Raw genomic sequence first — 22,269 nt, forward strand, 5'->3', positions numbered from 1 at the left:
AAAGTTGTCGCTGGAAAGAAATCGAAAAATCCTGGCGACTGTGGAGAAGGCGTTTTCCGGTCGCTGCCGCGTCCGAGCCTCACTCAGGCGGGAAGGTGAAGTCAAAAACGCAACTTCAAAGCACGCGAGTCGCGTCGTTTCTATTTTCGGCGTAGTGATCCGAAAACGAACGCGTGGAGAAACACGCGTCAAAAGAAACCCCGCCAGACATGAGCATCTGGCGGGGATTTGGAAATCGTATCTGTCGATACTCGATTGTTATGCTTCGTCGAGCAAGTCGACTGCGGCGAAGGATTGCCCTTCGAGCATCGCGAGTGAGGCGCCGCCACCGGTGCTGACATGACTGACTTGATCAGCGAAGCCGAGTTGTTCGACTGCCGCGGCGCTGTCACCACCGCCAATGATGCTGGTCGCGTCGCTGTCTGCGACGGCTTGAGCAACCGCTTTGGTTCCGGCATCCATCGGTGGCTTTTCGAACACGCCCATCGGGCCATTCCAGACGACGGTCTTGGAACCTTTGATGATGTCGCTGTATGCCTTGGCGGTTTCAGGGCCGATGTCGAGACCTTCCATGCCGTCCGGAATCTCACCGGCTTTCACAACGACTTTGTTGCAGCCAGCGATGTTTCCAAAATCATCGCCACAGTGCGTGTCAGTTGGCAGGTGGAGTTTGCCGTCGGCTTTGGCGAGCAGTTCTTTCGCCAACTCGACTTTGTCTTTCTCGACGAGGCTGTTGCCCACCTTGCCGCCTTCGGCCAGTGAGAACGTGTACGCCATCGCACCGCCGATCAGCACCGCGTCGCAGATGCCGAGCAAGTTATTGATCACGTTGATCTTATCGCTGACCTTGGCACCGCCGAGGATCGCGACGAAGGGGCGTGCCGGGGAGCTGATCGCGTCGGAAAGATACGCGATCTCTTTCGCGACGAGGTGACCGACGACTCGTGGTTTGCCTTCCATGGCTTCGGGGACTGCGACCATCGAGGCGTCTTTACGGTGGCAGGTTCCGAAGGCGTCGTTGCAGTACACGTCGGCCATCGCGGCGAGTTTGCCGGCGAATTCGGCATCGCCTTTTTTCTCGCCAGGATTGAATCGAAGGTTCTCGAGCACGAGAACTTCACCGGCGCCGAGGGCGGCGGCTTTGGCTTTGGCGTCGTCACCAACGGTATCCGAGGCGAAGTGAACGGGGCTGCCGAGCATCTCACCCAAGCGGGTGGCGGTGGGGCGGAGTGAGTATTTTTCATCGCCTTCTCCGCCGGTGGGGCGTCCGAGGTGGCTCATCAGGATGAGTTTACCGCCACGCTCGATCACGCTCTTGATGCTGGGCAGGGCCATGCGGATGCGGCGGTCGTCGGTGATCGAGTTCTGCTCATCGAGCGGGACGTTGAAATCGACCCGCATGAGGACAGTTTTGCCTTGGACGTCGGTCTGGTCGATTGTTTTCTTGGCCATCGGAAGGAGTGCTCCGGTTTCTTGGGAAAAAGCGAGTAAGTTCGAAATTGGATTGAAATTCATTCGAGCGGGCGGCCCAGTATCGGACAGATTCCCGTGGTCGCGAAGGGGCCGATGGTTTTTCGATATCCTCGGCACGGTTTCCTCACGTCTTACCATCCGCGTAACCGAAACCAGAGAGTGCATCCCTGCGGTTTGGTTGGAATGAGCCGCAACCGGTGCCGGTCTGTCGCGACTTTGGTGGAACATGTCGCGATCGTTCCGTGAAATGAACGCAAAATCAATGCAAGTTAGGGGGCGGTGCTGGTGATATCCACACCCATGATGGACGATTCATGCACGCGCTTTACGAAACGAACGGTTTGGGCGCTGGTCGCCGGATGTTCGATTTGGCTGATCCTTGCCGGAGATTTGCATGCACAAAACACCCCAGCGCGTCGCTTTCCGAGCGTACCGGGCTGGGGCGGCAACTCCGATAGCGAGCCTCGCGTGGGCTCGGTCGCCCACCGCCGGGCAATCCTGGACTCCCTGCCTCTGGATCGTTTGACTCCAGCGGCTCGTACCCAGATTCTACAAATTGCCGAGAACCCGACACTCTTTCGCCAGCTACCTAGCCAAGCGATCAGCTGCGATCAGGACATGTTCCTATTCCTCACCCGCAATCCCGACGTTCTGGTCGGTTTGTGGGATCTGATGGGGATTACGAACGTGCAAAGTCGACGCGTCGGCCCGTATCAAATCGAGGCCAGTGACGGTGTCGGGACGGTGTGCAAAGTGGATCTGGTCTATGGCGACACGAAGCAGCACATTTTCGTGATTGACGGTTCCTATGACGGCAAAATGACACCTACGCCAATTCGGGGGAAAGGCGTTTTCGTCCTGCGGTCCACCTACGCCCAAGGATCCGACGGGCAGACCACGGTTTCGGGCACGCTCGATTGTTTTGTTCAGCTCGAAAGCCTTGGCGTCGACCTGATCGCTCGCACGCTCAGTCCGATCATTGGTCGATCAGCGGACAGTAATTTCATGCAGACCGCCCATTTCATCGCCCAGGTGAGTCAGTCAAGTAGCCACAATCCGTCGGCGATGCTCGACATTGCCGATCGGCTACCACAAGTCGAGCCGCCGGTTCGCAAAGCGTTCGCCGAAACGATCGTGACCGTTGCCCGCCGCGGCCAGTCGGGAGCCCATTCCCATTCGGCGCGACAGGCGGCCGCGGGCCAAAGTGGCTCTGAAACGCGGGAAATGGCTCGTTCGCGATCGGCAAACGACGGATACAATCGCTAGCGGATCGTGAGTGACCGCGTCGATTGACCGCAGACTTCAGTCGCGTCGCTGATCGAGAATGACCACGTGATTCGGCGGAAAATTGTCCATCGGTGGCCAACTGCGCAGCGTCACTGTCCGTCTTTGGCCATCTCGGTGTGTTCGCATTTGATCCGCAGGATCTCCGCCAGATCCAATAACTGCCGGAGTGAGTCGCAGTGGGCGGTGAAGCGGAGACGTGGACGAATCGCGTCGGTCAAGGCACGTCCGCCGACAAACAACGCCACCTCATCGCTGAGTGAATCGGCCATACGGTTTTGGTCGGCGATGAATTTTTCTTCGTCTTCAATGGTCGAAACGCTGAGCCATACCAGTTTCGGTTTGCAATCGGCTGCCGCTTGTAGAAAACTCTCAAGTGGTAGGTGATTGCCCAGGTTGGTCGCTTTCCATCCAGCTTCTCGCAGCGTGAGTTCGACTAACGCCGTTGGCAACTGATAGGGATCCCCTGCGGGCGAGCCGCCGATCGCGATTGGCGCGTCAGGACAAACAGCGGGCAGCGACTGATAGAGGTCGAAAATTAGGCGAAGTGCAATCTCGCAGGCACGTCGTTCCTGATAAACGTCGATACTCTGGCACTGCCATGCGCGGCCCAGCCCATACATCGCGTCGGCGATCAGACACTCGGCCGCCTGGCTTCGCGTCGCCCCTTCAGCAATGTACTCGTGCAACAGGTTGCAGCAAGCGCTGTATTCACCACGGGCGAGCGCGTCGCGAAATGCCTGATTCCTAGGAGAATTTTTTCCCTCCAAGCGAACCGTTCGCGATGGCGGCATTTTCGGTAAACCCAGCGATTCCGGGCTGCAAAGGCTTCGTTGAGAGTGTGTGAGAAAACGCTGTAACGCCTCGAGTGAAATCTTTCGGTGGCCTCCCGCCGTTTTTTCGATGGAAATGGCACCGCAATCGCACCAGCGTTTCACAGACGACTCGCTAACGCTTAAAGCGCAAGCGACTTGTTTCGGCGAAAAGAGAGGTTGTTGTGCAGCCAATTTTTCAATTTTCGAGAAGTGAATGACGGCCCCGCACTCCAAACGGTCATTTTAGAGTGAAGTACCTACAAAATGAACGTTTTTGGCGTTTGATTTCGTGCAGATGATCAAGTGTAACCCATCGTCAAATCGGATCGAGCCTCAGACACGAGCCAGACATAAGTCAAGAACTTTCGCTGTTTTCAGTATTTTCCTCCATTCCGCTTGCTTTGGTTCCCTTCCACGGATATATCTAGATCAGGTGAACGTTTTTGTTTTAGAAAACGTTCATTGGTCGAGGTGATCGCGAGCCATGGGTTCCATGTCCGCCAGAGTTTCCGTCCTAACGAGCAGCTTTAGGTAAAAAATCATGAGTTCATCCACCAAGTCCAAGACGCGGAAGGCGGCAGCGGCGCCACAGCGGTTCGAAGGGGTGACGGCCTCGTCCTTGGCGGCACGTTTACCTGCGTGGTTGCAGTCTCCCGAACTGGAGGTGGCGATCGCCGAGACTCGCGAGCATGTTCGTGATTTGACGGACGCCGATACCAGCGAGCTTCGAGCGTTGACGAAGCAACGCCTTCGTCAAGAAATCGACTTCATTGGCAATGAACGATTTCGTTCGGCTCGCGAAGGCAAGCGGATCTTTTCGGCAGAACTTGGACTCGCCGAGCGTCAGACGGCATTGGGGATCGCAGCGATCCGCCGCAGCGGAGTCGATCTTCCGATTCACCTGGGGCGTCTTTGCGAGGCCCCGCTATTGACTCCCGAGCAAGAACGCCTGCTGTTCGAGCGAATGAACTACTTGTTGCAACAAGCCGCGATTCATCGCAGCGTGTTGAATCCCGAGCGACCTTCGCGTCAACGCCTTGAGCTGATCGAGTTGTACGTCGCGCTGGCGGATTGGCACCGTGACCGGATCGTCGAAGCCAACCTGCGACTGGTGTTTTCGATCGTCAAGAAGTTCGTCAATGCGAACAACAGCTTTGACGAATTGTTGAGCGACGGGATCATCGCGTTAATTCGCGGCGTGGAGAAGTTTGATTTTGACCGTGGGTTCCGCTTTAGCACGTATGCGACGCAAGTCGTCCGACGTAACGCCTATCGCACCGTCGTGACGAGGCAGCAGGAACGCCAGAAAGTAGTGGGTGGGTTGCAAGACATGGACATTGATATCGGTGAAGAAGAACGGACTTCGGCTATCAGCGAAACTCGTTGGCATGAACTGCGAAGTCGACTAAGTGTCATGCTCGGCGATTTGGATCGACGCGAAAAGTTCATCATCCGGGCGCGTTTCTCGCTGGGGTCACACCGTCGCGTGCACACCCTGCAGTCCCTTGCCGATCGCTTGGGTGTTTCGAAAGAACGTGTTCGACAACTCGAGCGTCGGGCCATGGACAAACTCCGGGCAATGGCAGGCACGACCGATCTGGCAGAGCTCGAAAACTAACCGACAACTCCCGGTGGCGGGAAATCGATGAAAGTCGCACCGACGTTCGCCACGCGGACGTTGGGACGCGATTGAAAGTTGAAGGGGTGCCTGGCTCAGGCGAGGATGCCTTCGACGATGTGGCCGTGAATGTCGGTGAGTCGCATGTCGCGGCCGCTGTATCGGTAGGTGAGCTGGGTGTGATCGAACCCGAGCAGGTGCAAAATCGTGGCATGCAAATCGTGCACGTGCATACGATCTTCCACGGCGGTTAAACCAACCTCGTCGGTGGTGCCGTGGATATGTCCCGCTTTGACGCCACCGCCTGCCATCCAAATCGTGAAACCGTCGTCATGGTGGTCACGTCCCGGTTTGGGGCCGAGTGGTAATTGAACCGTGGGCGTTCTGCCCATCTCACCACCCCAAATAACGAGGGTGTCTTCGAGCATGCCGCGTTGTTTGAGATCCGCGAGCAATGCCGCAAGCGGTCCGTCGCATTCCGACGCCAAACGGCGATGGCCGGCTTCGAGATTGGCGTGGGAATCCCATGGTTGTCCGGCACCATGATAGACCTGGACGTAGCGAACGCCCCGCTCAGCCAAGCGTCTGGCGATCAGCAATTGTCGCCCTTGTTGGTTGTCGCCGTAGGCTTCCAAAACGTGTGCCGGTTCGCGGCTGATGTCGAACGCATCGGATGCTTCGTCTTGCATGCGAAACGCGAGTTCGAGTGATTGGATGCGAGACTCGAGCGAGTGGTCGCCGGGGCGATCGGCCAAATGCAACGCGTTGAGTTGTTGTACCAATGAGATCTGTTGTTTTTGCTGTTTCGCTAGCAGGTACTCGTTTTGAATGTTGGCGACAAGGAGGTCGGGATCGTTGTACTGCGAATCGACATACGTGCCCTGATAGATCCCGGGCAGGAATGCGCTTCGCCAATTGGCCGTTGCCGCGGTGGGCAATCCCTTCGGGCACATCGCAACGAATCCGGGAAGGCTTTGGTTTTCGGTCCCCAATCCGTACAACGCCCACGATCCGACGGCGGGGCGTGGGCGCACGATGTCGCCGCAGTTCATCATCATTAGCGCCGGTTCATGATTCGGCACATCGGTGACCATCGATCGGATGACGCAGAGGTCGTCGGCGTGTTGGGCCAGTTGGGGAAACAGTTCGCTGATCGGGATGCCTGCCTGTCCGTGCTGTTTGAACTTGAACGGCGAGGCGTGGGCGACTCCTCCGAGACGGCGGTTCTTTTCGAGTTTTTCCCCTAGCGTTTTGCCCTGCATCTTTTTCAGCATCGGCTTGGGATCGAACGTGTCGACTTGCGACGGCCCGCCGTTGGCGAAGACATGGATCACGCGTTTGGCGCGAGCCGGGTAGTGAGGTTGGCGGGGCGCGAGCGAACCGGCGCTGTCATCGGATGCTTCCTCGGCCAGCAAGCTGGAGGCGGCCAGCATGCCGAATCCCATTCCCGACTGCCGGAGCAGCGAACGTCGGGACAACGTGAGCGGTTTGTGATCAGTGAACATCGCAGATCAATCCAGATAGAAGAATTCGTTCGTCAGCATCAATGCTTGGGCAAGCTGTTCCCAACCATCGAGTTGCGGTGCGGGTGGCGGTGAAAAGTCTTTGGCTGCGTCCCAACGTTGTCCCTTTGCCGGCCCGGCGATGCAGCGGATTTGAGGTGACCACAGGAAGTTGTCGTTGGACGCGCTCTTGCCAGCTTCCACGATAAAATCAATCACCGTTCCGACCTGCACGTCAACCTTCTCTACTTTCGTTTCCGATTCACTCGCAAACGCGGGCCACGACGGAACCGTTTCAAGTGCGTCGCTTGCAATTTTTGCGATGACTCCATCCCCCTTGTCTCGCGAGTGTGTCAGTTTGCCGGTGATGGTGACGGTGCCTTGGATTGGGGACACCCATCGACGTATCGTTGCTTTGTCGGTCGTCCGTGGAGTGTTTCCGCCTAGAGCAGTCAGACGGGCGTACCCGACCTGCGGATCGGGAAGGGTACTGCTGAATTGATAATGTTGGCCGCTCCAGTGATTGAGCGGATGGAAATCGACATGGGTTCGGTCCACATTGCCGAGGCCGTATTGCCAAACAGCAGGACGTTCACCGCCAACGGTCCCCGCGTTTGTTAGAAACTGACGCACGAGCCGTTGTTCATCGTCCGTGGCATTTCGGGCGAGCACGTGTTGGTAGATCGCATCGATCGCCGCCGCGGTTTCGGATTCGTTTTCTGGATGGACCAAGCTTGCCAGTTCTCTCGCACACTGCACGACGAACGGATGGTTCATCACGAAGAGAGATTGTTGTGGGACCGTCGTCACGGATCGTTCCGCGATCGAGGTCGTTGGCGTTGCGAAGTCAAAAACGCGTAGCATTGGGTCGAGCTCGACACGATCGATGTACGCATAAATGGTGCGGCGCGTCGGATATGGAGTTTGGGAAAGTCGTACGCTGCGTCCGCCGATTTGTCGATCGAGCGTCCCGCTGACGGCGAGCATGGCGTCACGAGTGGCTTCGAAATCGATGCGTTTTCGATTTTGATGGCTCAACAAAACGTTCTCTGGATCTCGTTCGCTGGCTTCCGCTCCGGGCTGGCTGCTGCGTTGATAGGTCGCCGATGAGAGGATCGTTCGGTGTAACCATTTCAGCGACCATCCGTTGCGAATGAATTCAGCGGACATCCAGTCCAGCAATTCGGGATGCGAGGGAGGAGGTGATCGCAGGCCGAAATCGTCAGCGGATTCCGCGAGCCCACGGTCGAAGTATTTTGCCCAGACGCGATTGACGATCACGCGCGGAGTCAACGGGTTTTCGGGGGAAACGATCGCGGCGGCGAGATCGGCGCGGCCGCTTCCTGTTTGAAACGGTTTCGCATTTTTTCCTGCGATGATGGATACGAACCTGCGTGGAACTTGATCGCCACGTCGTGCGGGCTCGCCTCGCAGCATCACGTATGGTTTGATGGGAGCATCCTTGTCCGTGATGACCATGGCCTTGGGAGGGGCGCCAGGATGCGTGGCGTAAACCTCGCCGATCGCTTTCTCAAGATCACCTAGATTTCTCCGCCCGCTGCCGAGCAACCGTGACGCATTGACGACTGCGTCTTCGTTGAGATCAAACAGACCATCTTCGCCCAATAGGGCTTGCCAGATTGCTTCCTGCGAGCCGGTGGGCAATTCGGTGGCCTCCGGATCGTTCTTGAGTGTTTGCTGCCACGCGTCGAGGACGGATTGGAAAACGCCGGCGTAGGCCACGATAAGGTCGAGCCGCGTTTGCGGGGCGGCCTCGATCAACGCGTCCCGAATGAGCGGATTGAGTTTTGACTTCTTCGCATTCCAGCTCGCGATCGAGTCGCTGCGTTTGGCCTTATACTCAGCTTCGGATTGGTTAAGTACGGAAACCCAGGGGCCCCATACAGGATGATCGGCTAGGTTTTTGCGCCGCGTGTATTTGAGCAACTCGGCGGCGAGTGGTGTCATCGCGGAATGCTCGACTTTGCGTTTGCTGACGACTGCACGGATCTGCATTTGGCTCCCGACGTGCATGTCGTAATAGCCCAGGAAATAGGGTTTGCAGTTCTTGGTGAGTTTTTCGATCGCATCGGCTCGCAGCTCGCGACGGTATTTCGTCATCGCGTTTTGGGCTTTGGCGAGTTGCCGCTGGAAATCTTCTTGCAGTTCCTCTGGGATCTCGCCACCAGTGATGTTCGGAAATTCGTCCGGGACTTCGCAACTTGCCATCACTCCGTAGAGCGAATAATAGTCTTCGATAGGGATCGGATCGTACTTGTGGTCGTGACAGCGGGCGCAGGCGACCGTCAGCCCCATTAGCCCTCGTGTGACGACATCGATTTGGTCGGCGGCCCGTTCCAAACGGTCGTTTCGAAATCGGGGGCCGACGGTGATGAAGCCCAGTGCGGCCAGCTCCGGTGCATCATCTGGCATTCCCAGCGAGTCGGCGGCGATCTGTTCTGCGACGAAGCGATCGTATGGCTTGTCTTCGTTGAGCGAACGAATGACGTAATCCCGGTACGTGTACGCGAACGGATACCGAATATCCGCTTGAGCTTGCCAATCTTGCGTATCCGCATAGCGGGCTAGGTCGAGCCAGTAGCGCCCCCATCGCTCACCATAGTGTTTTGACGCGAGCAAACGATCGATCACTTTGTCGAACGCAATCGAATCGGAATCCTTGTCATTGACGAAGGCGGCGATTTCATCGGGAGTGGGGGGCAATCCGATCACATCCATCGTCGCCCGTCGGATCAAAGTTCGCCGATCGGCGGGTGGGACAGCGGAGAGTTCTTGCTCGGTGAGTTTCGCATTGACGAACGCGTCAATCGGATTGTGGGTCGGCAGTTCGGGTTGCGATTGAGGAATAGCGGGTAATTGGATCGGTTGAAATGCCCAGTGGTTTTGGGCGATCTTGTTGATGGCGACTTGATCTCCGAGCGCCGCCGCAGCCGGTGCCGCTTCCTTTGGCCAAGGCAGCCCCATCATGATCCACTTGTTGAAGACTTCGACTTCCTCATCTTCGAGCGGTGCGTCGGGCGGCATCTCCAAACCCTCATACAGGACGGCCTGCATCAAGAGGCTTTCGGCGGGATCACGCACGATCGCTGCCGGTCCGCTGTCACCACCTCGCAGCACGCCCGAGCGTGAGTCGAGTCGCAATCCGGATTCTTGTTTGGCGTCACTGTGACATTCGTAACACTTCGCGATCAATAAGGGACGCACGCGTGCTTCGAAAAATCGTTCGCGACGAAGTTCGCGGTCGTCAAGTTGAGCGAACGCTGTGGTCGCACAGAGAGTGAAGCAGGCAAGAGCAAGCAGGGATCGTTGCATCGGTCAACGCTTCGGCGAGTGTGGGGGAGGGACGGCCTGGGGACATTGATTTAATTACTGCGGGATTTCAAATGTAGCGGAACGGCACGAGCCGTCCGGTGACTCGGGACCGGATGGCTTGCGCCGTTCCGCTAGAAACAGCATTAAAACAATTAACGCCCCGGGGGCGTGGAGGGAGGGATTGCCGTCCGCTATTTTAGCAGAACGCGGATGGAAAGTGTGCAATCAGAGGAACACGCGGGCTGATTGAGGTTTCCAGATGTAGGCTCTTGAAACGAAGGCGAACGCCGCAGCGTGGGGGCGATTTGACACGGCCGTTGGGATGCTCGACAAAGAGACTCGTCGAAAGCGAACTTTGAAATCCCTTTGTGTTCCTTTGCCTGCGATCGCCATGTCTCGCTCCACGCCTGTTTTCTTCGCCGCTCTTATTTGCCTGTCGAATCTCGCGTTCTCGCAAGATGTTGAAAGCCGCGTCCGGGCGCTCGCCGAACCGTTGATCAAGGCGAAACGTGCGATGGGGATTTCCATCGGCGTCATTTCTGGAGAAGAACGATTCTCGGTCCATCTCGGTAAAACAGGAGATGGGGAGGAAATGCCGAATGATCAGACGGTCTATGAGATCGGATCGATCTCGAAAGTTTTTACCGGATTGATGTTGGCCGACGCGGTCGTCGGGGGGAATGTGCGGCTGGACCAACCGGCCGGTGAACTCTTACCCGACGACGTCGTGATGCCGACCTGGAACGAAACGCAAATCACGTTACTGCAGCTTTCGACGCATCGATCTGGGTTGCCACGTTTGCCCGATAACATGACCGAGGTTACGTCCGACAATCCGTATGCGGGCTACACATCGAAACACATGTACGAGTTCTTGAATGCTCATACGCTTGGCCGGGCTCCCGGTGAGAAGGGCGAATATTCCAATTTCGCGGTCGCGCTACTGGGGCATCTGATCTGTTTGAATTCAGAACGATCTTACGAACAGGTGTTGCAAGAAAAGAATACTGGTCCTTTATCGATGGATTCAACGGCAGTCGAGTTAACTGACTCGATGCGGTTTCGGATGGCGACGCCCCATGATTCGGGATTGAACCCGACGAGTAACTGGGAATTCGCTGACGTGCCCGGTGCCGGAGGTATCCGCAGCAGCATCGAAGACATGTTGAAATTCGCCGCGGCGAATCTGAATCCACCTGATGGCGAGTTGGGGCAGGCGATTGAACTCGCGTGGAAGCAGCATCAGCCGAGCACCGGCGGAAGTTTTGCGATGGGGCTGGGATGGCATCTCGCTCGTGACGGACAAACCCGCTGGCACAACGGCGGCACGGGTGGATATCGGACGATGCTCATGATCAATCGTCCATTGCAAATTGCGGTGGTCGTGCTGTGCAATACGGCCTGTGGTGAGGTCGATGCGTTGGCCGAACAAATGGTGCAAATGTTAGCAGGTGCCGAAGTAAGACCGGTGACGTTTGCAGACCAAACCGAAGTCGACGTGCCGGTCGAAAAAATGAAACGACTCGAAGGCCGCTATCAACTCGTGCCCACTTTTATTTTTGATGTCAACGTCCGCGACGGCAAACTCATGGTCGGGGTGACCAACCAGCCCACGTTTCAGGTATTCGCGAAGTCGGAAACCGAGTGGTTTTACAAAGTCGTGCCGGCGAGTTTGACGTTTCGGCTTACCGAGTCAGGCGAATGCACAGCCCTCGAACTGTTCCAAAACGGAATCCGTCAAACGGCGAAGCGTGTTGATGAGTGAGCCGGCAACATCCGGTTTGGCTATGCGTTGGATTGCATCAAACGGTTCGTTTGTGTGAACGTCATCATGGCCTCAGGCGGTTGAAGAAGCCGTTCGCCGTATCCGATCGTGTCGAACTTAACGGGCCGCTTGGATCGCTTCGTCGAAGTTGAGTTGCAGTTCGAGTTGGGTGTCGCGATCGTCGTAGCCGAGTTCGCGGTGCAAGAGGCTCGGCTGGATGTCGGTGCTGTTTTGGTATTTATCTTCGTCGCACGGTTTGCATTTACCGATCAGTTCGTGATACGAGATTTGGCAAACTTGCATGCCGGGATAGATCCGAACCGGTTGGATGCAGTGCAGTTCGAGGGTCCAGGTTCCGCAGTAACCGGCTTGGCCGAGGCTACCGCCCGGGTTGAGGATCACACCCAATCGGCCGAGCGAGGAGCGAGAGTGGAGCACTGGAACGAGGCCGTTGGTCTCGGTGTGTTCGATCGTCCGGCCGAGATACAGCACACCGGGTTGCAGAGTCAGCCCCTCGGCGGGGATTTCTATCCTGCGGTACCGGTTGGGGCTCGCCGCATCAAGGACGACTTCCTCGTACACCAGCAATTCGTCGTGGAGCGAGAGGTTGTAGCTGTTGGCGTTCAAACGAGACGGATCGAAAGGCTCGATCAAGATGTCCTCGCCCATCCGAGACAACAATTCTTGACTGGATAAAATCATGCTCTGACGCTCGTCCGATGCGGAGGGTCGTGTGTGTCGATCTACGAATTGTAATTTAACGAGTTTCGGTCTGCAGTAGCGGGTGTCGGGCTGCATTATTCGCTATATTTCAGCGTCGATGTACGATTTGTAACGTTTCGCACACCAGCAAATATCAAAAATTCCCTGATCAATCGGGGGGATCCTGAAGGCTTTCGGCATGAATCCGTTTTCTGACGTGACCCAGCTACCGGACGATTTTGATGGCCAAGTGCGATTGTTCCCGCTGCCGGGGTTGGTGTTGTTTCCCCATGCGATGCAGCCGTTGCATGTGTTTGAGCCGCGGTACGTTGAAATGCTGCGTGAGGCCCTCGCAACAGACCAACTGATCACGATGGCGACGTTGCTAGACCCGTATGCGGTCCCCGTCACGTCTCCGCCGGCTGTCGCCAAGACGGTTTGTATCGGCAAAATCGTTTCTCATGCCGAGCTGGCTGGCGATCGGCACAACATCCTGCTCGTCGGAGTGCGGCGTGCGAAGATCCGGCGGGAACTCGAAACGACTCGCCCGTTTCGGTCGGCCCAGGTCGATTTGATTGACGACTTTTACGTCCCTGCGGCAACTGCCCAACGCAACGAACTCAAACGCAGGCTGCTGACTTCGTTCGGCAAGATCATTCCGCCGAAGGCCGGTTCGCAGAAAAGTTTGCACGACTTGATGGCTGGGCAAATGGGGGTGGGGCCGATCACCGACATTATCGCGTACACGCTGCCGTTCGAGCCCGAAGACAAACTGAAGTTGCTTGAGATGAGCGATGTCGACGCCCGAGCAGAGCATTTGATACGTTTGATCGATCGCGGCGACATTGATCTGCAGTCGGTTAGCTCGGGGGAAAAGGCGATGGAATCGCACGAGAACCCGCAGCGACCGCTTGATAATCGGTTCCCTCCGCCGTTCAGTGTGAACTGAGCGAACATCACGCTCCTGGGGACTGTCCGTAGCGGGATTGGTCTGCAGGAAGACGCCGGACCGGTCGCCGCAGCACCGGGAGTAGGAAATTGCATCGGTGATTGCCAAAAAGCCGTCTTGGCGGCTAAAGTGGTCAACCCAGGGATTCCCTCGCGGTGAGTCCCCGACGCGCCCGTAGCTCAGCTGGATAGAGCATCGCACTTCTAATGCGACGGTCGCAGGTTCGAATCCTGCCGGGCGTATCTGTTTCCTGTCGCACGCGATCTCGCTGCGGAGTGAAGATTCGTTGTGAGATTGCTCTCACGCAATGAATGGATATCGATGCGTGGTCTCTAGTCAGGTAGCCACAGCGAGGATTCTTTTGCTGTGGATGCGTCAGGTGACGAGCGGTGCGCCGAGGCGGTCCGACGGGCTTTGATGCGAACGTAGGGCGCGATCACTCGGGCCCGGTCGGCAAAAGTGTCTCGAGCGGCATCGGAGGAGGCGTGCATCGGTTCGACCAAATCCTCGACGACGAATCCGGATCGACACAGCCCGCCGATCAATTGTTCCCAACGGTGCAGGAACTCGACGGCACCAGGCTCACGCAACCGACGCGAAACGGGCGTGGTGGTTTCGGGCGGCGGGACGGGATCGGTTCGGTAGTAATCGTGCCGTAGTTCGTAGTGACCGTTGCCGCGGTGCATCGACGCCTGCAAGCTAACTGGAGTCTTGTGCTGACTGACATACAACCCACCCGGCCGCGTCACCCTCGCGACTTGGGCGTAGATTGCCGTGATGTCAGGCAGGTAGCAACTGCTGACCGGGTGGATGACCAAGTCAAACGATTGGGGCGATAACATTGAGAGGTCGTCCATCGATCCTTCGAATAATCGCACGGGGTATTTCCGCTGGGCGGCGGCTTGGCGATCCAGTTCCAGCATCGCGGGGCTAAGGTCGACGACAGTGACGTCCGCACCCGCCGCCGCGTACAGGCAGCTTTGTCGCCCGCCCCCGGCAGCCAAACAGAGCACTGTCCACCCGCGGATATCGCCGCCGAGCCAACCGATCCGGTCGACCGTCTTGAGCGGGTTGGCGAGTTCCTCGTCAGACACGATCCGGCACAGCGGTGCGTCGGCTGCTGTCATCCGCTGGTAGCACTCGCGGTTCGATCTCAGGACGTTTTGGCGATTAATTGTCAATGAAATTTCCTGGGGATGCTGCGGGAGCGAAGGGGGATGTTGTGGCGACAGAGTACGGATGATGCGGTCGTTAAGGGGTAATGCACCGCCCGTGGGGCGATTGCGTGGCCGAGGGGCCCGTCGAAATCTTGGATTTTCTCTGCTACAAGGGGGATTCAGCGTCGAGATTCGGGAGGGTTTTCCCTTAATTTAGGAACTTTTCCTGAGTAGTGGGCATCTCAGCATTGTCAACCGACACGGACGTTTTCTGAAACCACATGGAAGTGCCGCGCCGAATCCTATCGAGCCAAATTTGCTCCGGATTCCAATGCCGCGCCCCGAATCTTGAGACCCGACAGTATGTCAGCTCCTATCCCCGATTTTGATCAACTTCTCAGCGACCATCTTGACGGACGGCTCGACGAGAACGATACGCACCTGCTCGAAGCGAGGTTGCGCGAGGACGCTGCGTTACGATCTCAATACGAATCCATGCTCGCAGACCGTCAGGATCTCAAAACGCTCTTCGCGGTATCTGAGAAGTCTCAACCACGGTTACCAAAAGATTTTGCCGCTCGTGTTGTCGCCGAAAGTCGCCGGCGTGGTTTGAAGGTCGCGTCCGATTCAGCGATCGAACCCGCAACCGTTTACCGTCGCGCGAATGCCGACGTGGCTGCCCGTGGTCGTACGCGAATCGTCTTAGGAGTCGTCGCTGCTGCGGCCGCCGTCTTGCTTGTCATTTCGCTGAACTTCAGCGGCAAAACTGACGTCAACAACGTCCAGTCGGTCGCTCAGAACTCCCCTGGCACAACGTCGACGACCGACGGGCCGATCGGTCTCAATGCCGATGAACCCAAGCCTTCGGCAATCGCCTCAGCGTCCGTCGAACCGGTTGAACGAAACGTCGAACAAGACACTGAACCTGCATCGACGGGCATCGACGGGGCGATGATGGCAGCGACGCCAGATGTCGAAATACAAGATCCTTCCGTCGACTCAAACATGATGAGCGTTTCGCCGAAGCCGGCCCGAGATGCTTTGGCATCGTCGGAGTCTCGCGGGGCGGTAGACAACTCAGCGAGCGTATCGGTTGGAGCCGAAAACTCACCTTTGTTCGCCGACTCGCCGCTTGCCGGAGCCGTGATGGTTTATGACGTGCGATTAAGTTCGAAGGGACGCGTGACGGGGGCGTTCGCCCAAGCGATGCAGCGAAATGGTTTGGATGAATCAAGCCGCGAAAAGGTCAGTCGTGATGTGATCGCGGCGGCCCAGCGGGCTGACGTCTTCGAGCAAGACGAAAAGTTCCAGATCGTTTTCTTGCAAGCACCGGCGAAGAAAGTCGACCGCTTGTTCTTGGATTTGTTGCGAGACCGCGAGTCGGTTGAATCCGTCGGTTTGTCTCTAGTAACCGATACGCCGATTCTGAAAATGACGGATCAGTTGGTGCGAGTGGATGCGACTCAGGTCAAGCATCGAGACGCTGTGAGTTTGCAATTGGGCAGCGGTGGCAATGATGCGGAGCTGAACAGGCTGCGTGATTTGCTAGGCGAACAAGCCTTTATGCCGCTCAATGCACCAGCACCCAACGTTGACGCAGCCAGCGAGTCGTTGTCGACGACCGGTACCGACGTTATCACACGCGTGCTGATCTTGGTTCGCTAAGAACCGGGCGGAAAACATGCGACAGAGTACATGCTGCCAGCAATCTGCGGTGTGCAGAGTTCTGACGAACCGCATCACCGGATCAGGCAGTGGTGTTCCGCACGACCCCACGTGAGGGCCTATCGGACAATGATGTCGGTTCTCGATCCGTAGCTGCGTTCGCCAGAACGCGGGCAAGCATATGACGCCGTGGCGAGAGCAAAATCAAAATGCTGTCGCCAGTCGCGTGAGAGTTCGGGCAGAGTGCACGGCTCAGAGCCTCGCAGACCCGGTCTACTTACTGATGCGAGCTTGTTGTCGTGGCTACGCCCGGGGCAGTTCGATGTGGCGGCCGGTTCGGATGCTTTCGTAGATCGCTTCCACGCAGATCATGTCGCGTAGTCCTTCTTCACCCGGTACGGTGCTGTCGCGATCTTCGAGAATGCATTTTGCAAACGCGTCCATTTCGGCGGCAAATTGATCGATGCTTTCGAGTTCGATCGGACCTTTGCTGGTTTTGCCCGTAATCCCTTTGTAGCTGTACGCCGGTTCGAGGCCGAACCATCCTTTGTCCGCGTAGGCGTTGTATCGGTTGATTCCGTTGAATGCGTACGACGTGCTGCAGTAGCAGATCACGCCGCTAGGCATCTTCATGGTCCATGTGATTGATTCGTCGACTTCGGCGAACTTCACCGGATCCGTCTTGGTTTCTTGTGCGGAGATCGAAACGGGTTCTTCGCCACTGATGTATCGACAGGCCTGAAGTGCGTACACGCCGACGTCCATCATCGCGCCACCGCCGGCGAGTTTACCATCGAGCCGCCATTGGTTTGGGTCGCCGATTTTGAAACCGAACCCAGCTTCGATCGCCTTGAGCGATCCGAACTTTTCGGAGCGAGCGAGTTCGATGCAGTGTTGATTATGGGGTTCGAATTGACATCGATATCCGATGGCGAGTTTGCGATCGTTTTCCTTGCATGCGGCGATCATCTCGCGACATTCGTCGCTCGTGTTAGCCATTGGCTTTTCGCATAAGACGTGTTTGCCCGCCTTGGCGCCGCGAACGGTGAACTCCTTGTGCATGCCGTTAGGAAGCACGATGTAAACGACATCGATCGATTCGTTCTCACTGAGTTTGTCAAAGTTGTCGTAGTTGTAGATGTTCTCTTGTTTGATGCCATATTTGTCGGCCCAGACTTTTTCTTTGGACGGTGTTCCGGTGACGATCCCGACGAGTTTCGCGTGTTTGGTTTGTTGCAGTGCCGGGGCGAGTTGTTTGGTGCTTAGGGAACCGAGACCGACGAGGGCGAAGTTAACGGTCGATTTGGCGTCGGCCGCCATTGAGGTGTGCACTCCAAAGGAAGTTGCCGCGGTGATGGATGCAGTCGTGCCGAGGAAAAGCCGTCGATTGATCGTCATGGGGACACCTGATGGAAGATTGAGACGGGAGGATTTATTCGTGGGGAGTGAGAATGGAGCGTCATCGCCTGGCGTACGTATGTGCTTTGAAGCTTTTCTTTGCCCGCGATACCCAGTGTTACGCCTGCGACTTGGCGAGGCAACACTCGGACGTGCGCTATGTGCCTGTCGAGTGCTTGCACCGGCGTTGGGAGTGGGCCAGAATCCTCGGCTGTGAATTCGTAACCAATCGATTGACGAGTGCGTTGCTCGAATGCGCGACGCTCAATGCGACAATTCGTCCGTGTTCGGCGGGCCAACGGAGTAGTTTGGACGATGCAAAACCACCGTGCCTGCCACTGTTGTGGTTTGATTCATCGCGTTCCTAAGTTGACCGATGGCGAACGGGCGGTTTGCACACGTTGCGGGTCGACTCTAGCGACCGGTATCGAATCGCAGGCGGGGGCGAGTCGTACGGCCGCGGCGGCCGTGGCCGCATTTGTGTTGTTTTGGCCAGCTGTGTTACTGCCCATTCTCGAAATCGAACAATTAGGACAACACAGCGAGCAAAGTATCCTGACGGGCACGATCGGGCTGATTCGTCACGGTAGTTTCTTTGTCGGCGGGATCGTGTTGTTGTTTTCGATCATCTTTCCGCTAACGAAGATTGTGTTGTTGATCGAGTTGAGTTTGCTCGAGATCTTGCACCGCAAACACAAAGCATTGACCCTGCGGGCGATGGAGCACTTGGGACGTTGGAGCATGATGGATGTGATGTTGCTCGCGTTCTTGGTCATGTTGGTCAAACTCGGCAATTTGGTCGAGTTCCAATTCGGTCCTGCTGTGATCGCGTTCACGTTGTGCGTCGTGATGAGCATGATCGCGTCGCTGTCTTTTGATCCACACTCGATTTGGGATGAATCACATGAGTGAAACGGAATTTCCTGTGTCCGATGTTGTTGCGCGTGGGCGTGGAATCCGATCCATGACATTGTCGCCGATGTGGATCGTGACGTTGGTCTGTTTTCTGCTCGCCGTGGTTTTAACGTGGGCGGCATTGGATGAGCCCGGTGTGTGGATCAAGATTCGATTCGATCGCGGACACGGGCTGAAGGTCGGCGACGTGATGATGTATCGAGGCATTGAAGTCGGCAGGGTTGGCAAGCTGTCGCTGCGGAGTGACCTTGATGGCATTGACGTTCATGTGATCTTAGAACGTGATGCGGCGAAGATCGCAACGGAAGGATCGCGGTTTTGGATTGTTCGTCCGCAAGTCAACGTGCAGGGGATCAGTGGTCTGGAAACGGCGATCGGTTCGAAGTACCTGAGTGTGATTCCAGGGGATTCGGATCGGCGTCGGCAGGAGTTTGATGGATTGGAGACGCCCCCGCCGATCGGTGCCGATCAAGGCGGGATGGAAATCGTCCTGCGTGGCGACGACCGCTGGGGCGTCAATCCAGGTTCCCCGCTGTCGTGGCGAGGAATCGAAGTCGGGCAGGTGCTCGCCAGTTCGCTGTCGCCGGATGCACGCCACGTCGATACGCGAGTGAGGGTGGATGTGCGGTACATTTCTCTGCTGTCAAAGGATTCGAAGTTCTGGGTGACCAGCGGCATTCAGATGGATCTCGGGATGAGTGGTTTAAAACTCTCAGCAGAGTCTTTGTCGACGATTGCACGTGGCGGTATCGCATTCATCACACCGGCACCGATCATTGCCGAGGAGACGATCGGTCCTGGCGAAGTTTTTCGACTGCATCGCAAGTTGAAAGAGGAGTGGCTCGAACAGGCGGCTGCGATCAATCGGTTTACCGAAGAGCCGCCGCGTGCTGTTCGTGTTGAAACGCAATGGAAGGAGAGTTTCTTTGGAATCTCCCGCTCACGTTCGAGGTCAGCATGGGCGATGGCCGTGTCGACATCTGGCGACAAATGCGGTTTGTTGGTGCCAAACACGCTGCTCGACAATCGAGATGACGCGATCGATGGTTCGTTCACTCTCATGCTGGTGGACGGCGATACGCGTGTGCCGCTCTCACCAACGGCAATTGAGACTGCGGACGGAGGAACGGTCGGGTTTGTGATTGACTCGAAGCTAGCGGCAGGGGAGACGATCGCGGGGGATCGGTTGCGGGACCCGGTTGGTCCCGAAGATGTCTATGCCGTGTCGTGGAGAACCGAAGGCGAACAGCCTCGGGGATCGTCCAGTGACACTGGCATCACGGAGATGATCGGTCGTGATCAGATGCGGCCAGACGAAAACGGATGGCGCGTTTTGGATACTCTACTCGGCGCAGACGTCTGGAACGGTGCTCCAGTGGTGTCGGCAGCGGACGAAAAGATCGTCGGCATGCTGTTGGTCGGAGAGAATGGCACGTCGATCGCGCGGATTCCCGCTGGCGAATTTTGGGTTGAAAAACATCACGCCAAGGAGAACGACTAGCGTTCGTTGGAGAGCATCTAGCGAGAACACTTCAATGCCGTAGCCACCGTCGCCAGACGGTGGACCACGTTCCGGCGAACGCAACTGCCTATGAGACCCCATGTCATTTTTCATAACGCACTCGAAACGGAGTGAGCTTCACCGGCCGCCGTGTGGGGATTCGGTCGACCGGTGTCACTCCTGGTGCAATCCCTTACCGGGATCGCCAAACGGCTCGGCCGGGCTGCATCGCGTTTGGGTCCGCGAAGCATGGACTGCGATCCCAGCCGACCGTTTGAGTTGCGCGACGAACTATGAGCGGTTCTGGTCCGCAACAACGACGACGCGGTCGCCAACCTTTACGGCAACCCCGGTTACCGCGATCTCATCGCCTTTCTGGGGCGCTTCGTTGGCGGAAGCATCACCCATATCGACCGTCAATTTCTTGCCATCGTCGGTTTTAAGTTTAACAACGTGGTGTTCTTTTCCACGAACCTTGGCGGTCTTGGTCGACTCGACGACACCGTTGTATTGGTGCCCGGTACGAGTGATTTTCTTACTGCCTGCATTTGCGATGATGACTTCCGTCGCGAGCAAGACTTCTTTGTCACCGCGTTTCACAATCGGGCCGTGGAATTCCGCTCGGTCGCCCTTGAAAAGTTGGGTGTCGATGCCGTTGGAACCGAGGTCAACCCAAATCTTTTCACCGTCATCACTTTGCACGTGAAGCATCAACGCGACGTTGTCGAGGCGTTTGACCATTTTGTGATCTTCGACGGTTCCGCTGATCGTATGGCGTTTGCCACTGAGTCCCTCTTGCACAGATTGGGCTACGCTACTGGGATGGACTGCGGATTGCGTGGTGGACGACAACTGCTTGTAGTCGTAGGTGTCATACATACCGTCGTTGTCGGTGTCTTCGTAAGTTACGTAGGCATCGTTGAGGTAGTCGCCGTCACTATCGACGTAGCGTGACGATCGCTCGTAGTTGCCGTCCTGGTTGCGATCTTCGTAGGATTCGTAGCTTTCGTTGTAGTCATCGCCGTAGAAGGTTTCGGCGTCAACGATCAGGTCATCGTTGTCTTCGTCGGTGCTGGTTCTTGCATCGTGATAAGACCAGACTTCGTCGTCCCAGCGTCCGATGGCTTCATCGGTTGGATTGTAGTCATTTCCGTCGAACCACTCAGATATGTCGTACCAAGCATCGTCTTCGACCTTGTCACCTTGTTCTTCACGGTCGTAATCGCCGGTTTGGGCTGATGCCTGCTGCATCGCTGCGACGGGGCCGAACGCGATGGCTGCGCAAGCAATTAGCGAACGCAGGTGGGCGCGTTTTTGTAAAAGCGTCTTCATGTTAATCTCCTATCGAATGTTCATTGCGTGGAATGGGGGCACCAGCAATTTCGGATCAGTTGAGCAGGGGTTAACCGTTGGAATCGCAGCGTAGGTGGCGGGCTGCTACTCTGATGAGCAGTCCGCAGCAGACCCGGCAGGTGCACACTACAGGGTGGATGCCTGCGCTACGAAATCGTTAACTCCGCAATGCTTGAATATCGATAAGGACAGACGCAAACGGCATGCCAAGCAGTGGTTTTGCGGAAGCATGCACGGGCATGAATGGTCCGGGGTTTAGTGCTCGTGAGCTTCTTCGAGGAAGTCGCCGGAATAGGGCGTGCCATCGATGACACCGGTTAGCGTGCCTTCATATTCTTGAACCACACCGAGACTTTCGTGTGTCCCAATGAACCGTGATGATTTTCCTGCCGGGTCGCTTTCAAGCGGCGAAGGCGTCAACGTCACAAGCACCTCGGGGCTGACGATGCTTAGCTCAATTGATTCGGCAGCGATCGGTTCGGGCGATTTTTCATCACCGCCGAGAACGAACACGGTCGCTTGCTGTTGGTCATGATCTACCGTGAATTCGACGTGATACTTTCCGCCACCCCAATCCGCGAGAGTGCCGTCGTGCGGTCCTGCGCCGTGTCCATGCCCAAGGACACTATGATCGTGTGCTTCGCCGTCGGCGTGGGCGTGATCATGGGTTGAATCAGCGACTTCCGGTGCGGGATTGTCGGTGGTCGTGTTCTGTTTGCAACCCGCGAACACGGCGAGGCAGGTAATGGCAACGCAGACATGGAAGGTGGATGTTCGGCGGGTGAAGGATTGAATTTTCATCGTGGTTCTTTCGTAAGGAGGTCTACGGGGAGGTGTGG

16 protein-coding genes and 1 tRNA gene are annotated in these 22,269 nt (G+C 56.7%); 8 read left to right on the plus strand and 9 right to left on the minus strand.

The genetic code is table 11. The annotated features are described in order from the left end of the window. Positions 1 to 258 precede the first annotated feature (258 nt). Positions 259 to 1,452, minus strand: a complete 1,194-nt coding sequence (locus NB063_RS16705; protein WP_250929887.1) for a phosphoglycerate kinase — start codon at positions 1,450 to 1,452, stop codon at positions 259 to 261. Positions 1,453 to 1,773: 321 nt separating this feature from the next. Between NB063_RS16705 and NB063_RS16710 the strand changes: the two genes are divergently transcribed. Then, positions 1,774 to 2,739: a hypothetical protein gene (locus NB063_RS16710; RefSeq protein WP_250929888.1), complete on the plus strand. Its 966-nt coding sequence runs from the start codon at positions 1,774 to 1,776 to the stop codon at positions 2,737 to 2,739. Between the two features lie 110 nt (positions 2,740 to 2,849). On the opposite strand, the gene NB063_RS16715 is transcribed toward NB063_RS16710, so the two are convergent. Further along, entirely contained in the window at positions 2,850 to 3,551 is a 702-nt protein-coding gene (locus NB063_RS16715; protein WP_250929889.1) for a cobalamin B12-binding domain-containing protein, read from the minus strand. A gap of 562 nt (positions 3,552 to 4,113) precedes the next feature. Here NB063_RS16715 and NB063_RS16720 point away from each other — a divergent pair. Beyond that, positions 4,114 to 5,190, plus strand: coding sequence for a sigma-70 family RNA polymerase sigma factor (locus NB063_RS16720; protein WP_250929890.1), 1,077 nt, complete (start codon positions 4,114 to 4,116; stop codon positions 5,188 to 5,190). Between the two features lie 95 nt (positions 5,191 to 5,285). Here NB063_RS16720 and NB063_RS16725 read toward each other — a convergent pair whose 3' ends face one another. After that, positions 5,286 to 6,635 carry a DUF1501 domain-containing protein gene (locus NB063_RS16725; RefSeq protein WP_407652648.1) on the minus strand — a complete coding sequence of 450 codons (1,350 nt, stop codon included), beginning with the start codon at positions 6,633 to 6,635 and terminating at the stop codon, positions 5,286 to 5,288. Positions 6,636 to 6,701: 66 nt separating this feature from the next. Beyond that, positions 6,702 to 10,025: a PSD1 and planctomycete cytochrome C domain-containing protein gene (locus NB063_RS16730; protein WP_250929892.1), complete on the minus strand. Its 3,324-nt coding sequence runs from the start codon at positions 10,023 to 10,025 to the stop codon at positions 6,702 to 6,704. A 391-nt stretch (positions 10,026 to 10,416) separates the two neighbouring features. Here NB063_RS16730 and NB063_RS16735 point away from each other — a divergent pair, with 391 nt between their 5' ends. Beyond that, positions 10,417 to 11,790: a serine hydrolase gene (locus NB063_RS16735; protein ID WP_250929893.1), complete on the plus strand. Its 1,374-nt coding sequence runs from the start codon at positions 10,417 to 10,419 to the stop codon at positions 11,788 to 11,790. 117 nt (positions 11,791 to 11,907) lie between these two features. On the opposite strand, the gene NB063_RS16740 is transcribed toward NB063_RS16735, so the two are convergent. Beyond that, complete coding sequence (locus NB063_RS16740; protein WP_250929894.1) at positions 11,908 to 12,492, minus strand: dCTP deaminase; 585 nt, start codon at positions 12,490 to 12,492, stop codon at positions 11,908 to 11,910. Positions 12,493 to 12,691: 199 nt separating this feature from the next. On the opposite strand from NB063_RS16740, the gene NB063_RS16745 reads away from it, so the two are divergent. Continuing rightward, positions 12,692 to 13,441 carry an LON peptidase substrate-binding domain-containing protein gene (locus tag NB063_RS16745; RefSeq protein ID WP_250929895.1) on the plus strand — a complete coding sequence of 250 codons (750 nt, stop codon included), beginning with the start codon at positions 12,692 to 12,694 and terminating at the stop codon, positions 13,439 to 13,441. Positions 13,442 to 13,609: 168 nt separating this feature from the next. Then, positions 13,610 to 13,683: transfer RNA gene (locus NB063_RS16750), tRNA-Arg, on the plus strand. Positions 13,684 to 13,773: 90 nt separating this feature from the next. On the opposite strand, the gene NB063_RS16755 is transcribed toward NB063_RS16750, so the two are convergent. After that, positions 13,774 to 14,568 carry a class I SAM-dependent methyltransferase gene (locus tag NB063_RS16755; protein WP_322975235.1) on the minus strand — a complete coding sequence of 265 codons (795 nt, stop codon included), beginning with the start codon at positions 14,566 to 14,568 and terminating at the stop codon, positions 13,774 to 13,776. Positions 14,569 to 14,961: 393 nt separating this feature from the next. Here NB063_RS16755 and NB063_RS16760 point away from each other — a divergent pair, with 393 nt between their 5' ends. Further along, on the plus strand, positions 14,962 to 16,263 hold the full coding sequence (locus NB063_RS16760; RefSeq protein ID WP_250929897.1) for an anti-sigma factor family protein: 1,302 nt from the start codon (positions 14,962 to 14,964) through the stop codon (positions 16,261 to 16,263). 303 nt (positions 16,264 to 16,566) lie between these two features. On the opposite strand, the gene NB063_RS16765 is transcribed toward NB063_RS16760, so the two are convergent. Next, a complete protein-coding gene (locus NB063_RS16765; RefSeq protein ID WP_250929898.1) occupies positions 16,567 to 17,661 on the minus strand; it encodes a Gfo/Idh/MocA family protein in 1,095 nt (364 codons plus the stop codon). Between the two features lie 315 nt (positions 17,662 to 17,976). Between NB063_RS16765 and NB063_RS16770 the strand changes: the two genes are divergently transcribed. Next, positions 17,977 to 18,573 (plus strand): paraquat-inducible protein A, encoded by a 597-nt coding sequence (locus NB063_RS16770; RefSeq protein ID WP_250929899.1) that lies wholly within the window; start codon positions 17,977 to 17,979, stop codon positions 18,571 to 18,573. Continuing rightward, complete coding sequence (locus NB063_RS16775; RefSeq protein WP_250929900.1) at positions 18,566 to 20,077, plus strand: MlaD family protein; 1,512 nt, start codon at positions 18,566 to 18,568, stop codon at positions 20,075 to 20,077. The genes NB063_RS16770 and NB063_RS16775 overlap by 8 nt, the downstream gene beginning before the upstream one ends. Before the next feature lie 291 nt (positions 20,078 to 20,368). On the opposite strand, the gene NB063_RS16780 is transcribed toward NB063_RS16775, so the two are convergent. Together NB063_RS16780 and NB063_RS16785 are read right to left on the minus strand one after the other, a co-directional pair. Further along, positions 20,369 to 21,409 carry a hypothetical protein gene (locus NB063_RS16780; RefSeq protein WP_250929901.1) on the minus strand — a complete coding sequence of 347 codons (1,041 nt, stop codon included), beginning with the start codon at positions 21,407 to 21,409 and terminating at the stop codon, positions 20,369 to 20,371. A 276-nt stretch (positions 21,410 to 21,685) separates the two neighbouring features. After that, a complete protein-coding gene (locus NB063_RS16785) occupies positions 21,686 to 22,231 on the minus strand; it encodes a hypothetical protein (protein ID WP_250929902.1) in 546 nt (181 codons plus the stop codon). Positions 22,232 to 22,269: the final 38 nt, after the last annotated feature.

The sequence above is a fragment of the Aporhodopirellula aestuarii genome (genome assembly GCF_023701485.1).
GTDB lineage: Bacteria > Planctomycetota > Planctomycetia > Pirellulales > Pirellulaceae > Rhodopirellula > Rhodopirellula aestuarii.

What these genes read in the sequence shown, in the direction of transcription:
- NB063_RS16705 (WP_250929887.1), bottom strand. Translation starts at nt 1,452, where the DNA reads ATGGCCAAGAAAACAATCGACCAGACCGACGTCCAAGGCAAAACTGTC.
- NB063_RS16730 (WP_250929892.1), bottom strand. Translation starts at nt 10,025, where the DNA reads ATGCAACGATCCCTGCTTGCTCTTGCCTGCTTCACTCTCTGTGCGACC.
- NB063_RS16735 (WP_250929893.1), top strand. Translation starts at nt 10,417, where the DNA reads ATGTCTCGCTCCACGCCTGTTTTCTTCGCCGCTCTTATTTGCCTGTCG.
- NB063_RS16780 (WP_250929901.1), bottom strand. Translation starts at nt 21,409, where the DNA reads ATGAAGACGCTTTTACAAAAACGCGCCCACCTGCGTTCGCTAATTGCT.
- NB063_RS16710 (WP_250929888.1), top strand. Translation starts at nt 1,774, where the DNA reads ATGATGGACGATTCATGCACGCGCTTTACGAAACGAACGGTTTGGGCG.
- NB063_RS16770 (WP_250929899.1), top strand. Translation starts at nt 17,977, where the DNA reads ATGCAAAACCACCGTGCCTGCCACTGTTGTGGTTTGATTCATCGCGTT.
- NB063_RS16755 (WP_322975235.1), bottom strand. Translation starts at nt 14,568, where the DNA reads ATGACAGCAGCCGACGCACCGCTGTGCCGGATCGTGTCTGACGAGGAA.
- NB063_RS16725 (WP_407652648.1), bottom strand. Translation starts at nt 6,635, where the DNA reads ATGGGATTCGGCATGCTGGCCGCCTCCAGCTTGCTGGCCGAGGAAGCA.
- NB063_RS16715 (WP_250929889.1), bottom strand. Translation starts at nt 3,551, where the DNA reads ATGCCGCCATCGCGAACGGTTCGCTTGGAGGGAAAAAATTCTCCTAGG.
- NB063_RS16720 (WP_250929890.1), top strand. Translation starts at nt 4,114, where the DNA reads ATGAGTTCATCCACCAAGTCCAAGACGCGGAAGGCGGCAGCGGCGCCA.
- NB063_RS16760 (WP_250929897.1), top strand. Translation starts at nt 14,962, where the DNA reads ATGTCAGCTCCTATCCCCGATTTTGATCAACTTCTCAGCGACCATCTT.
- NB063_RS16740 (WP_250929894.1), bottom strand. Translation starts at nt 12,492, where the DNA reads ATGATTTTATCCAGTCAAGAATTGTTGTCTCGGATGGGCGAGGACATC.
- NB063_RS16745 (WP_250929895.1), top strand. Translation starts at nt 12,692, where the DNA reads ATGAATCCGTTTTCTGACGTGACCCAGCTACCGGACGATTTTGATGGC.
- NB063_RS16765 (WP_250929898.1), bottom strand. Translation starts at nt 17,661, where the DNA reads ATGACGATCAATCGACGGCTTTTCCTCGGCACGACTGCATCCATCACC.
- NB063_RS16775 (WP_250929900.1), top strand. Translation starts at nt 18,566, where the DNA reads ATGAGTGAAACGGAATTTCCTGTGTCCGATGTTGTTGCGCGTGGGCGT.
- NB063_RS16785 (WP_250929902.1), bottom strand. Translation starts at nt 22,231, where the DNA reads ATGAAAATTCAATCCTTCACCCGCCGAACATCCACCTTCCATGTCTGC.